12 protein-coding genes, 1 pseudogene and 1 riboswitch are annotated in these 12,667 nt (G+C 72.6%); of the genes and pseudogenes, 7 read left to right on the plus strand and 6 right to left on the minus strand.

Annotation, left to right across the window (positions count from 1 at the left end; genetic code table 11):
- Window positions 1–24 precede the first annotated feature (24 nt).
- A riboswitch (cobalamin riboswitch) is annotated at window positions 25–117 on the minus strand.
- Window positions 118–322: 205 nt separating this feature from the next.
- Window positions 323–1,363: an MBL fold metallo-hydrolase gene (locus ACZ3IJ_RS23875; protein ID WP_467471243.1), complete on the minus strand. Its 1,041-nt coding sequence runs from the start codon at window positions 1,361–1,363 to the stop codon at window positions 323–325.
- 119 nt (window positions 1,364–1,482) lie between these two features.
- Between ACZ3IJ_RS23875 and ACZ3IJ_RS23880 the strand changes: the two genes are divergently transcribed.
- The 3 genes from ACZ3IJ_RS23880 (at window position 1,483) to ACZ3IJ_RS23890 (ending at window position 3,806) form a co-directional block, all read left to right on the plus strand.
- Window positions 1,483–2,952, plus strand: coding sequence for an aldehyde dehydrogenase (locus ACZ3IJ_RS23880; protein WP_467471245.1), 1,470 nt, complete (start codon window positions 1,483–1,485; stop codon window positions 2,950–2,952).
- Window positions 2,952–3,185: a ferredoxin gene (locus ACZ3IJ_RS23885; RefSeq protein ID WP_467471247.1), complete on the plus strand. Its 234-nt coding sequence runs from the start codon at window positions 2,952–2,954 to the stop codon at window positions 3,183–3,185. The genes ACZ3IJ_RS23880 and ACZ3IJ_RS23885 overlap by 1 nt, the downstream gene beginning before the upstream one ends.
- A gap of 84 nt (window positions 3,186–3,269) precedes the next feature.
- Complete coding sequence (locus ACZ3IJ_RS23890) at window positions 3,270–3,806, plus strand: hypothetical protein (RefSeq protein ID WP_467471249.1); 537 nt, start codon at window positions 3,270–3,272, stop codon at window positions 3,804–3,806.
- A 167-nt stretch (window positions 3,807–3,973) separates the two neighbouring features.
- Here ACZ3IJ_RS23890 and ACZ3IJ_RS23895 read toward each other — a convergent pair.
- Window positions 3,974–4,576: pseudogene (locus ACZ3IJ_RS23895) on the minus strand (TetR family transcriptional regulator); the annotation flags it as partial.
- A gap of 218 nt (window positions 4,577–4,794) precedes the next feature.
- Between ACZ3IJ_RS23895 and ACZ3IJ_RS23900 the strand changes: the two are divergent.
- The 3 genes from ACZ3IJ_RS23900 to ACZ3IJ_RS23910 all read left to right on the plus strand — a co-directional run bounded on the left by ACZ3IJ_RS23900 (window position 4,795) and on the right by ACZ3IJ_RS23910 (window position 8,076).
- Entirely contained in the window at window positions 4,795–6,153 is a 1,359-nt protein-coding gene (locus ACZ3IJ_RS23900; RefSeq protein ID WP_467471251.1) for a glycosyltransferase family 4 protein, read from the plus strand.
- A gap of 112 nt (window positions 6,154–6,265) precedes the next feature.
- Complete coding sequence (locus ACZ3IJ_RS23905; RefSeq protein ID WP_467471254.1) at window positions 6,266–7,000, plus strand: class I SAM-dependent methyltransferase; 735 nt, start codon at window positions 6,266–6,268, stop codon at window positions 6,998–7,000.
- Window positions 6,997–8,076 (plus strand): prenyltransferase/squalene oxidase repeat-containing protein, encoded by a 1,080-nt coding sequence (locus ACZ3IJ_RS23910; RefSeq protein WP_467471256.1) that lies wholly within the window; start codon window positions 6,997–6,999, stop codon window positions 8,074–8,076. The genes ACZ3IJ_RS23905 and ACZ3IJ_RS23910 overlap by 4 nt, the downstream gene beginning before the upstream one ends.
- A gap of 177 nt (window positions 8,077–8,253) precedes the next feature.
- Here the strand turns inward: ACZ3IJ_RS23910 and ACZ3IJ_RS23915 are convergent, their stop codons facing one another.
- Window positions 8,254–8,541 carry a hypothetical protein gene (locus tag ACZ3IJ_RS23915; RefSeq protein ID WP_352188242.1) on the minus strand — a complete coding sequence of 96 codons (288 nt, stop codon included), beginning with the start codon at window positions 8,539–8,541 and terminating at the stop codon, window positions 8,254–8,256.
- A 111-nt stretch (window positions 8,542–8,652) separates the two neighbouring features.
- Here ACZ3IJ_RS23915 and ACZ3IJ_RS23920 point away from each other — a divergent pair, with 111 nt between their 5' ends.
- Window positions 8,653–9,207: a hypothetical protein gene (locus tag ACZ3IJ_RS23920; RefSeq protein WP_467471258.1), complete on the plus strand. Its 555-nt coding sequence runs from the start codon at window positions 8,653–8,655 to the stop codon at window positions 9,205–9,207.
- 11 nt (window positions 9,208–9,218) lie between these two features.
- On the opposite strand, the gene ACZ3IJ_RS23925 is transcribed toward ACZ3IJ_RS23920, so the two are convergent.
- The 3 genes from ACZ3IJ_RS23925 to ACZ3IJ_RS23935 all read right to left on the minus strand — a co-directional run bounded on the left by ACZ3IJ_RS23925 (window position 9,219) and on the right by ACZ3IJ_RS23935 (window position 12,233).
- Window positions 9,219–10,229 (minus strand): LLM class F420-dependent oxidoreductase, encoded by a 1,011-nt coding sequence (locus ACZ3IJ_RS23925; protein ID WP_467471259.1) that lies wholly within the window; start codon window positions 10,227–10,229, stop codon window positions 9,219–9,221.
- A gap of 127 nt (window positions 10,230–10,356) precedes the next feature.
- Window positions 10,357–11,208 carry a DUF5336 domain-containing protein gene (locus tag ACZ3IJ_RS23930; RefSeq protein WP_467471260.1) on the minus strand — a complete coding sequence of 284 codons (852 nt, stop codon included), beginning with the start codon at window positions 11,206–11,208 and terminating at the stop codon, window positions 10,357–10,359.
- Window positions 11,209–11,300: 92 nt separating this feature from the next.
- Window positions 11,301–12,233, minus strand: coding sequence for an N-acetylmuramoyl-L-alanine amidase (locus ACZ3IJ_RS23935; protein WP_467471262.1), 933 nt, complete (start codon window positions 12,231–12,233; stop codon window positions 11,301–11,303).
- Window positions 12,234–12,667: the final 434 nt, after the last annotated feature.

Here is a 12,667-nt window from a genome sequence, read left to right on the forward strand (position 1 = left end):
TCCGTATTCCTCGACGGTGCCGGCGGTCACGTCCCGGGCGGGGCATTCCGACTTCCGTCCACGACGGGCGCGGGCGGTCACGGTTGCGGGTCAGCGCCGGATTCGCACCGGCTTCCCCCCGTACGGGTGTGAGGACGACTCGCTCACTCTACCGGCCCGTACACGGCCCGACCGGCGGGTGCGAGGCGCCTCACACCGCCGCCCGGACCGAGGGCCCGGGGCATCGCGGAGGAGTGGCACCGCCTCCCGGCCCCGAGGCCGGGACGGCGCGAAGGCGTCCCCGGAGCGCACCCCGCGGCGGCCCGGAGCGGCGCCGGGGGCGTCAGACCGCCACGTACGCCACGGGGTCGGTGCCCGGTGCGGCCTCCGCGCGGCCCAGCTTCACGAGGCGGCGCAGGTGCGCCTCCGCCTCGCTGACCGCGATGGTCCGGGACCCGTAGGGGATCTGCTCCCAGGGGCGGTTCCACTCCATGCGCTCGGCGAGCTGCCAGGGGGTGAGCGGGGTCGCGAGGAGACGCAGGAGGCCGGTCAGCCGCTCCTCGTGGTGGTCGAGCAGCTCCCGTACCCGGCCGGCGGCGTCGGCGAAGGCGTACTGGTGGGCGGGGAGCACCTCGGCGACGCCGAGCCGCCCGATCCGCTCCAGCGAGTCCAGGTAGTCGCCCAGGGGGTCGGTGGCCGTCGCGTCGTCGGGGTCCTCGTAGAGGCCGATGTGCGGGGTGATCCCGGGGAGCAGATGGTCGCCGGAGAAGAGCCGGCCGTGGCCGGGGAGTCCGGCGGGGTGCTCCTCCTCCAGGTGGAGGCAGACATGGCCGGGGGTGTGGCCGGGCGTCCAGATCGCGCGCAGTCGGCGGCCCGCGAGGTCGAGCAGCTCGCCGGGGACGATCTCGCGGTCGGGCAGGGCCGAACGCAGGCCGGGAAGGGTGCTCGCCCGGCGGCCGGAGGCGCGGGCGGCGCGGAGCGGGGCGGTGTGCTCCTCGGGGGCGCCGACGGCGGCCAGCTTGCGGGCGAGGTAGTCGAGCCAGGTGCCGGGTTCGGACTCGCGGGTGCGGCGGACGACGGCGGTGTCGGCGGCGTGCATCGCGATCCACGCGCCGGACGCCTCGCGGACCTGGCCCGAGAGCCCGTGGTGGTCGGGGTGGTGATGGGTGATGACGACCCCGTGCACCTCCCGTACGGAGGTCCCCAACACGGCCAGCCCGTCGGACAGTTCGTTCCAGGACGCCGGATCGTCCCAGCCGGTGTCGACCAGCACGGGCCCGCGGTCGGTGTCGAGGACGTGGACGAGGGTGTGCCCGAGGGGGTTGTCCGGAATCGGCACCCGAAGCGCCCAGACCCCTCCGCCGTGCTCGGTCACCTGGCTCATGGGCCCTCATCTCTCCGCGACGGCTAGGCGCTTGCTCGACCATTGCCCACTATAACTAGAACTGATATCAGTTCTGATACACAGTCAGAAACAGTGCGGGTTCCGGGAGGCAGTCGGCCATGACCGAGCTTGTGGAGCACGGAAAGCTGTACATCGGCGGGGAGTTGACCGACCCGGCCGGCGGTGACGTCATCGAGGTGATCTCGCCGCACACCGAGGAGGTCATCGGCCGTGTGCCGCACGCTTCCCGGGCCGATGTCGACCGGGCCGTCGCCGCCGCGCGTGAGGCCTTCGACCACGGGCCCTGGCCGCGGATGACGGTCGAGGAGCGGATCGCGGTCGTCGGCCGGATCAAGGACGCCATCGCCGTGCGCCACGAGGAGATCGCCCGCTCGATCAGCTCCCAGAACGGCTCCCCGTACTCCTGGAGCGTCCTCGCCCAGGCGCTCGGCGCCATGATGGTCTGGGACGCGGCCATCACCATCGCCCGCGACTTCCCGTACGAGAGCAGGCGCGCCGGGGTGCTCGGGCCGATCCTGGTGCGGCGTGAGCCGGTCGGGGTCGTCGCTGCGGTCGTGCCATGGAACGTCCCGCAGTTCACCGCCGCCGCCAAGCTCGGACCCGCGCTCCTCGCCGGCTGCACGGTGGTCCTCAAGCCGTCGCCCGAGTCCCCGCTCGACTCGTACATCCTCGCCGAGATCGCGACGGAGGCCGGGCTCCCCGAAGGCGTCCTGTCCATCCTGCCCGCCGACCGCGAGGTCAGCGAGTACCTGGTCGGGCACCCGGGCGTCGACAAGGTCTCGTTCACCGGATCCGTGGCGGCCGGAAAGCGCGTGATGGAGGTCGCCTCCCGCAACCTCACCCGCGTCACCCTCGAACTCGGCGGCAAGTCGGCCGCCGTCGTCCTGCCCGACGCCGACGTGGCCACCGCCGTCGCGGGAATCGTCCCCGCGGCCTGGATGAACAACGGCCAGGCGTGCGTCGCCCAGACCCGCATCCTCGCCCCGCGCAGCCGGTACGACGAGATCGCCGAGGCGTTCGCCGCCGCCGCGGGCGCGCTGGTGGTCGGCGATCCGCTCGACCCGGCCACGCAGGTCGGCCCGCTCGTCGCCCAGCGGCAGCGGCAGCGCTCCCTCGACTACATCCGGATCGGACAGGACGAGGGCGCCAAGGTCCTCAGCGGCGGCGGCCGGCCCGCCGGGCTCGACCGGGGCTGGTACGTCGAGCCGACCCTGTTCGGAGCCGTCGACAACTCCATGCGGATCGCCCGCGAGGAGATCTTCGGCCCGGTCATCTGCCTCCTTCCGTACGCGGACGAGAGCGAGGCCCTCCGGATCGCCAACGACTCGGACTTCGGGCTCAGCGGCAGCGTCTGGACCGGGGACGTCGAGCACGGCATCGACTTCGCCCGCCAGGTCCGCACGGGCACCTTCAACGTCAACACCTTCAGCCTCGACATGCTGGGCCCCTTCGGCGGCTACAAGAACTCCGGCCTGGGGCGGGAGTTCGGCCCCGAGGGCTTCGGCGAGTACCTGGAGCACAAGATGGTCCACCTGCCGGCCGGGTACGAGGGGCCGGGTGGTGTCTGATGGGCGACCGCTGGCGTGTGGAGGTCGACCGGGGGGTGTGCATCGGCTCCGGCATGTGCGTCAACCACGCCCCGGACGGCTTCCGGCTCGACACGGCCCGTCAGTCCCACCCGCGCGCACCGGAGTCGGACGCGAACGAGGCGGTGCTGGCAGCGGCCGAGGGCTGCCCGGTGGAGGCCATCCTGATCACTCTGCTCGACGGCGGGGAGCCGGTCTTCCCGCCGGAGGAGTAGCCACGAGCACTCGTTCGCGCGTGCAAAAATCTTCCTCTGATCACGGGGGCGACAGGCCCACGTGTGCTCAGGATGGGGAGAGTTGTGCGCAAGGCGATGATGGTGGCCGCGGCCGCCGGTGCGGTGCTGCTGGTGGCGGGTTGCGGCAGCGACGGCGGCGGCTCGGGCAGGAACAAGGGCGGTTCCTCCTCCACCACGGGCTCCACGACCGGCGGTTCGGAGGCGGGCGGCGGCGACAGCCCGGACGCTGCCACGGTGGAGAAGGAGATCGGGACCGCGGCCACGGCCGCCGGTTTCACCGAGGACCCCTCCGGCGACGCGGTCCCGGCCGAGCTCAAGAGCTGCATGGTGTCGTGGACGGCCGACGCCGAGAAGGCGGCGGACCCGAAGAAGTCCTACGACGCCACGGTGACGGCGCTCACCGGCGGCGGCTGGAAGGAGGGCCAGGCCACCGAGCAGTCCGGTTCCACGATCAAGACGTTGAACAAGGGGACCTGGTCGGTCAAGGCCAGCAACCACGGCGCCGCCGGCTTCGCCATCGTCATGTTCATCGGCACGGACAACACCCCGCAGTGCGAGGCCCTGTTCAAGGCCGACCTGGAGAAGAGCAAGAAGTCGTAAGGCTTCTCGGGGCGCCGTCAGGCCGTCCCGCGGCCCTCGTCGGCCGCGGCGGCGGCCGGGCCGCCCGTCGTGCGCTGGCCGCTCGTTGTGCCGTGGTTGCCCGGTGTGGACCGGCCGCCCGCGGTGCCGTGTCCGCCCGTCGTGCCCTGCGCGATGCGGCCGTCCGGTCCGGTCGGCGCGGTCAGGTCGATCAGCCGGCAGACCGTCTCGATGTCGATCTTCACCTGGGCGATCGAGGCCCGCCCCGACAGCCAGGTGATCAGCGCCGAGTGCCAGGTGTGCTCGATCACCCGTACCGCCGACAGCTGCTGCGGCGTCGGGTGCTCCAGCCCCATCGAGTCCAGGATGATCGCCGTCGTCAGCCGGGAGACCGTGTCCACCTCGGGGCTCACGCTCCGGTCGGCGAACGTCAGCGCCCGCACCATCGCGTCCGCGAGCTGCGGCTCGCGCTGGAGCGCGCGGAACGCCCTCATCAGGGTCTCCGCGACCCGTTCGGCCGAGGTGGCGCCTGCCGGCGGGCGCTTCCGCAGCGTCGTGTGCATGTGCTGGAGCTGGTCCTGCATCGTCGCGACCAGCAGATGGATCTTGGACGGGAAGTAGCGGTACAGCGTGCCCAGGGCCACCCCGGCCGCGTCGGCGACCTCACGCATCTGTACGGCGTCGAAGCCGCCCCGCCCGGCGAGCTGCGCGCTGGCGTGCAGGATGCGGCGGCGTCGCGCCTCCTGGCGCTCTGTCAGGGGCGGCGAGGCCGGTCTTTCTTCCGCGGTCATGAAGTCCCGTTCCGTGCGGTGGGGGAGCGACAGTACGGCCGGAGTATGGCGGGGCTTCCGCCGTGGCGCGAATCACCTGATCCGGCTCTTACGACGGGGCTACCTGCCGGTAGATTCTGTGCTCCTTGAACGATCAAGAACGATCAAGTCTGAAACTTGTTCTAGATTAGCGCGAGCGGTTACGCTCCCGCGAAACGCAAGCTCGAAGGGGGCCGCGAGTGACCGCTGAGGCCATAGAGGCAGGCCCCCGCCAGGGCGTCACGGAGGGTGACAGCCCCCAAGCTCTCGGCTCCTCGGATCGAGCAGCGGAGCCCTCCACGTTGCGGATCGCTCTCCTCACCTACAAGGGGAATCCCTTCTGCGGTGGACAGGGCGTCTACGTCCGCCACCTCTCCCGGGAACTCGCCCGCCTCGGCCACCACGTCGAGGTCATCGGCTCCCAGCCGTACCCGACGCTCGACGAGGGCGTCCCGCTCACCGAGATCGCCAGCCTCGACCTCTACCGCTCGCCCGACCCCTTCCGTACGCCGAAGCGGGACGAGTACCGCGACTGGATCGACGCACTCGAGGTCGCCACCATGTGGACCGGCGGCTTCCCCGAGCCCCTCACCTTCTCCCTGCGGGCCCGGCGCATGCTCGCCGCCCGCCGCGGCGACTTCGACGTCGTCCACGACAACCAGACGCTCGGCTACGGACTCCTCGGCGGCACCCGCGCGCTCGGCGCCCCCCTCGTCACCACGATCCACCACCCCATCACCGTCGACCGGCAGCTGGAGCTCGACGCCGCCGGCGACTGGAAGCGCCGCGCCTCCGTCCGCCGCTGGTACGCCTTCACCCGGATGCAGAAGCGCGTCGCCCGCCGGATGCCGTCCGTCCTCACCGTCTCCGGCACCTCACGCCAGGAGATCGTCGAGCACCTCGGCGTCCGCGACGACCGCATCCGGGTCGTCCACATCGGCGCCGACACCGACCTCTGGTCCCCGGACCCGTCGGTCGCCGAGGTCCCCGGCCGGATCGTCACCACCTCCAGCGCCGACGTCCCGCTCAAGGGCCTGATCCACCTCGTCGAGGCCCTCGCCAAGCTCCGCACCGAGAACCCGGCCGCCCACCTCGTCGTCGTCGGCAGGCGCGCCGAGGACGGACCCGTCGCGCAGGCCATCGAGCGGTACGGGCTCGAGGGCGCCGTCCGGTTCGTCAAGGGCATCTCCGACGCCGAGCTGGTCGACCTCGTGCGCTCGGCGCAGGTCGCGTGCGTGCCGTCGCTGTACGAGGGGTTCTCGCTGCCGGCCGCGGAGGCGATGGCGACGGGGACGCCCCTGGTCGCGACGACCGGCGGCGCTATTCCGGAGGTCGCGGGACCCGACGGCGAGACGTGTCTGGCCGTGCCCCCGGGCGACGCGGGGGCGCTCGCGGCGGGACTCGCGCGGGTGCTCGGCGACGCCGAGCTGCGCGGCCGCCTCGGCGCGGCAGGGCGGGCGCGGGTGCTCGAACGGTTCACCTGGGCGCGGGCCGCCCAGGGCACCGCCGAGCTGTACCGCGAGGCGATCGCCCGGCGAGGCGCCGGAGTCCGTCGGTGACGCCCCGCCCCGCCTCCCGGGTGCGGCCCGGTGGTCCGGTTGTGCCCCCGGGTTCCGCCCCGGCGGAACGACTGCCCGCAACCTCCGTAACCAGTGAAAGCAGGACGACCCCGTGCTGACCGTCGACTTCACCCGCTTCCCGCTCGCCCCCGGCGACCGCGTGCTCGACCTGGGCTGCGGTGCGGGCCGGCACGCCTTCGAGTGCTACCGGCGCGGCGCCCAGGTCGTGGCCCTCGACCAGAACGGCGAGGAGATCCGCGAGGTCGCCAAGTGGTTCGCGGCGATGAAGGAGGCGGGCGAGGCCCCGGCCGGCGCGACCGCCACCGCGATGGAGGGCGACGCGCTCAACCTGCCCTTCCCCGACGAGTCCTTCGACGTCGTGATCATCTCCGAGGTCATGGAGCACATCCCGGACGACAAGGGCGTCCTCGCCGAGATGGTCCGGGTGCTCAAGCCCGGCGGCCGGATCGCCGTCACCGTCCCGCGCTACGGCCCCGAGAAGGTCTGCTGGGCGCTCTCCGACGAGTACCACGAGGTCGAGGGCGGCCACATCCGCATCTACAAGGCGGACGAGCTGCTCGCCAAGATCCGCCAGGCGGGCCTCAAGCCGTACGGCACCCACCACGCGCACGCGCTGCACTCCCCGTACTGGTGGCTCAAATGCGCCTTCGGCGTGGACAACGACAAGGCGCTGCCGGTGCGGGCGTACCACAAGCTCCTGGTCTGGGACATCATGAAGAAGCCCGCTCTGACCCGGGTCGCCGAGCAGCTGCTCAACCCGGTGGTCGGCAAGAGCTTCGTGGCGTACGCGACCAAGCCCCACCTTCCCGCGGATGCCGCGAAGTGACCTCTCCCGAGCAGATCGCGGAGCACCTGCTCCTGCCCGGCGTCCTCACCGCCGAGCAGGCCGCCGAGACCGTCGCCGGAGTCCTCGCCGCGCAGCGCGAGGACGGGGCGATCCCGTGGTTCCGCGGCCACCACCTGGACCCGTGGGACCACACCGAGGCCGCGATGGCCCTGGACACCGCGGGCGAGCACACGGCGGCGGCGCGGGCGTACGAGTGGCTGGCCCGGCACCAGAACGCCGACGGCTCCTGGTACGCGGCCTACCACGACGGCGACCCGGACGACGTCACCGACCGGGGCCGGGAGTCCAACTTCGTCGCGTACGTCGCCGTCGGCGTCTGGCACCACTACCTCGCGACCGGCGACGACGCCTTCCTCGACCGGATGTGGCCGGTCGTCTACGCCGCCGTCGAGTTCGTCCTCGCCCTCCAGCAGCCCGGCGGGCAGATCGGCTGGAAGCGGGAGGCGGACGGCACGGCCGTCGACGACGCGCTCCTCACCGGCAGCTCCTCCGTCTACCAGGCGCTGCGCTGCGCGCTCGCCGTCGCCGAGGCACGCGAGGAGCCCCAGCCCGACTGGGAGCTGGCGGCGGGCGCGCTCGGCCATGCGATCCGCAGCCACCCCGAGCGCTTCCTCGACAAGTCCCGCTACTCGATGGACTGGTACTACCCGGTCCTCGGCGGAGCCGTCAGGGGGCCCGCCGCCACGGACCGGATCGACGCCCACTGGGACGACTTCGTCGTCCCCGGTCTCGGCGTGCGGTGCGTGCTGCCCAACCCGTGGGTGACCGGCGGCGAGAGCTGCGAACTCGCCCTCGCCCTGTGGGCGATGGGCGAGTCCGACCGCGCCCTGGAGATCCTCCAGTCCGTCCAGCACCTGCGCGCCGAGGGCGGCATGTACTGGACGGGGTACGTCTTCGAGGGCGACAAGGCCATGTGGCCCGAGGAGCTCACGACCTGGACGGCCGGCTCGCTGCTCCTGGCCGTGGCCGCGCTCGGCGGGGACGAGGCGACGGTGGCGGTCTTCGGCGGGGAACGGCTGCCGACGGGCCTGGAACCGGACTGCTGCGGCGCCTGACGGCGGTGTGCGGGTCGCGGCGCGCGACCCGCGGCGGCCAGGCTCCCCGGGGCCGCGAGGGTGCCCCTCGCGGCGCAGGGTGCCGGGGACACAGGGACGCCTGGACACCTGGCTGCCGGCTGCGGTGCGGGCCGGCCGCGATCGGTCGACCGCGGGCCGGGTCGCTACCGGCCGGCGTCAGCGGCGGCGCAGGCTGCCCGCTACCGCGTGGCCGATGGCGAGGTACACCACGGCGGCGAGGCCGTAGCCCGTCACCACGCGGGCCCATGCCTCGTCGAAGGTGAACAGGTCGTAGGACCATGCCGCCAGCCAGCGGGCGGAGTCCTGGACGAAGCCGACCAGCGCGTTGGCCCGGTTGGCCTCCAGCAGGTACATGAGGATCCAGAGGATGATCAGGCCGGCCATGATGTCGGCGACCACGGCGATGACTCTCGCCGTCTGCGTCGTGCCGCTGCGTGAAGTCATGACGTACGGTTTGCCGCGATCCGGTGGCCGAAACCCGTTCGGCGCCGCCCGGGTGGCGCAGCCGCGGCGGCGCGGCGAGGCTGCGGCCAAAGCCCTCAGGGAGGTTTCGCCGTGCCCCGTTCCGCCCCCTCCGGACCGATACGCCGCGGCCTCGTGGCGCTCGTCCTCGCCTGCGCCCTGCTCCTGACGACCGCCGCCTGCGGCGGGGACGACGGCGCGAGCGCGAGCGGCAGCGCGAGCCCGACGGGCACGGTCGAGAAGCAGCGGCTCGCCAAGACCCGGTTCGTGGCCAACGCGGGCCTGGCGGCTGGCGCGACGTACCAGTGGATCGTCAAGCCGTACCGCGACGGCAAGTTCAAGAAGGGCGCGGACGGACGGACGTTCGCCCTGGTCAAGGCGGGCCTCGCGGGAGCCTTCGCGTACAACCGGCTCAAGGCCGCGACGGAGAACGCCAAGGGCGACCCTCTCCTGTCGAAGGCGGTCGCGCCGCTCACGGCGGGCATCGACCGGCTCAAGGACCTCGGCACCAAGCTCCGCAAAGGCGAGGCGAGCGAGGCGGACGTCGGCGCGTTCGAGGACGTCATCACCGATGTGAAGGACGCCGGCAGGAGCGCGGGCGCGGTCGTGACCGACAAGGTGCCCAGCACCTCGCAACTGGGCGGATGAGCCGACGGTCCTCAGGTGTTGAGCTCCGCGAGGAGCCGGAGCGTGGCCGGATCCGGCGCCGTGACCAGCAGGTCCGTGACCGGGCCCTTGCGCCACCGGTCCAGCCGTTCGGCGATCCGCTCCCTCGGCCCGACGAGTGAGATCTCGTCCGCGAAGGCGTCGGGCACGGCGAGGACGGCCTCCTCGCGGCGCCCGGCGGCGAACAGCTCCTGGATGTGCCGGGCCTCGGACTCGTACCCCATGCGCCCCATCAGGTCGGCGTGGAAGTTCCGGGCGGCGTGCCCCATACCGCCGATGTAGAAGCCGAGCATCGCCTTCACGGGCAGCAGTCCCTCGCCCGGATCGTCGCAGAGCTGCGCCCGGACCATGGGCGCGACGCGGAAGCCCTCGGGCAGCCGGTCGGGGAGGGCGTAGGCCTCGGCGTACCGCGAGGGCGACCAGTAGAGCGGCAGCCAGCCGTCGGCGATCCGCAGGGTCTGCGCGATGTTCTTGGGGCCCTCCGCCCCGAGCAGCACCGGCAGATCGGCCCGTAGGGGGTGGGTGATCGGCTTGAGCGCCTTGCCGAGCCCGGTGCCGTCGTCCCCGCTGTACGGGTGGGAGTGGAACCGTCCGTCGAGCATGACGGGCCCCTCCCGGCGCAGGACCTGCCGGATCAGGTCCACGTACTCGCGGGTCGCCGTCAGCGGCGAGCGGGGGAAGGGCCGGCCGTACCAGCCCTCGACGACCTGTGGGCCGGACAGCCCGAGCCCGAGCATCATCCGCCCGCCGGAGAGATGGTCGAGGGTGAGGGCGTGCATGGCGGTCGCGGTCGGCGTCCGGGCGGCCATCTGTGCGACGGCGGTCCCGAGTCCGATGCGGGACGTGTGCGCCGCGATCCAGGTCAGTGCGGTGAACGCGTCGGAGCCCCAGGCCTCGGCGGTCCACACCGAGTCGTACCCGAGCCGCTCCGCCTCGCGGGCGAGTTCCAGGTGAGCGGGGGAGGGGCCGCGTCCCCAGTAGCCGAGAGCGAGTCCGAGACGCATGGCGTCCAGCCTTCCTGTTCCTGACTGTCCGTCAGATTACTTCCCGGGGACTGTACGACAACGGCCCCTCGTCCGGAAGGGATTCCGGACGAGAGGCCGTGGGAGCGGATGCTCGGGCGTGGAGGGTTCAGCCGCGCTGGATGCCGGTGGTGTCCTGGAGAACACCGCGACGGCCGTCCTGCGTCTGGGCGATCAGGCCCGGACCGCGCTGCTCGACCGCCAGGTACCAGGTACCGGGGGCCAGTTCGGCGATCGGCGTGGGCGAGCCGTCCTCCGCGTACAGCGGACGGGCGACCGGGACCGCGAACCAGAACGGCGCGAAGTCGCCCGACTGGCCCTGACCCTGGCCCTGCGCCGGGCCCGGCTGGGCGGCGGTGGGCTGGGGGGCGTGCTGCGCCTGCGCGTCGGGCTGCGGCTGGCCCGGGTAGGGCTGCGGCTGGCCACCGTAGGGCGGCTGCTGGGCACCCGGGTAGCCGTAGCCACCGGGGACGCCCTGCTGGCCGGGCTGGCCGGGCTGCATGCCGTACGGCTGCTGGGTCTGCGGCTTCGGCGCGCTCAGCAGCGGGCCCTTGAGGGCCGGGACAAGCGGGGCGGCGACGGCCGCAGCGGCCAGGACCAGGGAGGCGATCAGGCCGAGGATGAGGCCGGCGCCGGCGTTGTCCGACTCGAAGATCCACATCAGCACGTTCCAGGCCGCGGCCACGGTGAACGCGACGCCGACCTGACCCAGCTCCAGGCCCGCGACCTTGCGGGGCTGCGGGAGCGCGCGCGAGACGACGACCAGAGCGGCACCCGCGATGCCGAGGAGGAAGGCGCCCCAGCCGAGGGGCGAGATCTCCCAGGAGTTCGGCGTGTCGATCGAGTCGCAGATGGCATCGCTGGCGTCACAGCCGCTGATGCCGAGGAACGAGGCGATGAACAGCACCACCGCTGCACCGATCAGAACGCCATCGCCTCGAGTGAGGGAGCGGATATTCACGTAAGAGTCCTTCGTCGGGTCGTCTCGTCGGGGTGGCGCGAAAGCACGGGGGCGGCCCCCATCGTACGGAGGGAATCTATCGCCCGTCGGTACTACCCCTTGAGGTAGGTCCCGATGCCGTCCGCGATCCCCTGCGCCGCTTTCTGACGCCATGCCGCGTTCGTCAGGAGTGCGGCGTCCTTCGAATCACGCATATTGCCGCATTCGACGAACACCTTGGGCACGGTCGAGAGATTGAGTCCCCCGAGATCGTCCCGGACGTCCAATCCCGTTCCTTCGCCGAGGTAGTTGGCGGGCGAGGTGCCGGTCGCGCGGGCGAAGTGGTGGGCGATGTCCTCGCCGAGGTCACGGGAGGGGCCGACGATCTTCGTGGTGTCGGCCGTGCCGGAGCTGACCTGGGCGGGCACGATCACATGGAATCCCCGGTTGCCGGTGGCGGATCCGTCGGCGTGCACCGAGACGACGGCGTCGGCGCGCGCGGAGTTGCCGATCCGGGCACGCTCGTCGATGCAGGGGCCGAAGGGGCGGTCGGCGTCGTGGGTGAGAACCACCTTCGCGCCCCGTGCCTTGAGAAGATCGCGCAGACGGTGTGAAACATCGAGGGTGAATGCGGCTTCGGTGTAATCGGCGGCGGTGGAGGTGCCGGTGGTGTCGCATTCCTTGCGCTGCGTGCCGATATCGACCTTCTGGTTGATTTCCCGGGAATGCTGAAAGTTGCCGGGATTGTGACCGGGGTCGACGACGATCGTGCGCCCGGTGAGAGGGAGGGCCTCGGCGGAGGGCGGAGCGCCCGGGTCCGAGCTCGTCGTCGGCGACGCGGTCCGGGACGAGGACGGGGACCGGGTCGTCTTGGCGTCCGGAGTCCCCGGGGCGGCGGCCTGCGAGCCGCCGCCGCAGCCGGCCAGGGCGGCGCAGGCGGCGAGGGCTCCGGCGAGGGCGAGGGCGCGTGCACCGGGGCGGGCGACGGCGCGTGCTCCGGGGCGTGCTCCGGGGCGGGTGGGGATCTTGCGGTGGTCGTACGGCACCTTGCGACTCTAGTGGGAGCGCCGCCGGGCGGTTCGTCGACGCGACGGGAGTGTGAAGGGCCCGTGATGGGTAGGGAGAGGTGAGGCACGGACCACGGGGGGAACTGTGGCGGGGGAAGAGCCGAACGACGCACGTCCGTCGACCGGAACGAACGGACCGGCGGGGGCGAATGGACCGACGGGATCGGCGGGACCGACCGGATCGACCGGGGCTGGTGGACCGACCGAACCAGCGGGCCCGGGGGACCCGAGGGTCTCCGAGACCCCCTGGGCCTACGAGGCGCCGGGGGCGCCTGGAGGTGCGGGGTTATCTGGGGCTCCTGGGGCGCCGGAGTCCATAGGGGCATCGGGGGCGCCAGGGCCCGTGGGGGCTCCTGGGACGCCGGGGGCTCCTGGGGAGCCTGCCGACGCGTGGTTTCCGCCGCCGCCCGCGG

It is taken from the genome of Streptomyces sp. NPDC013317 (genome assembly GCF_055563155.1).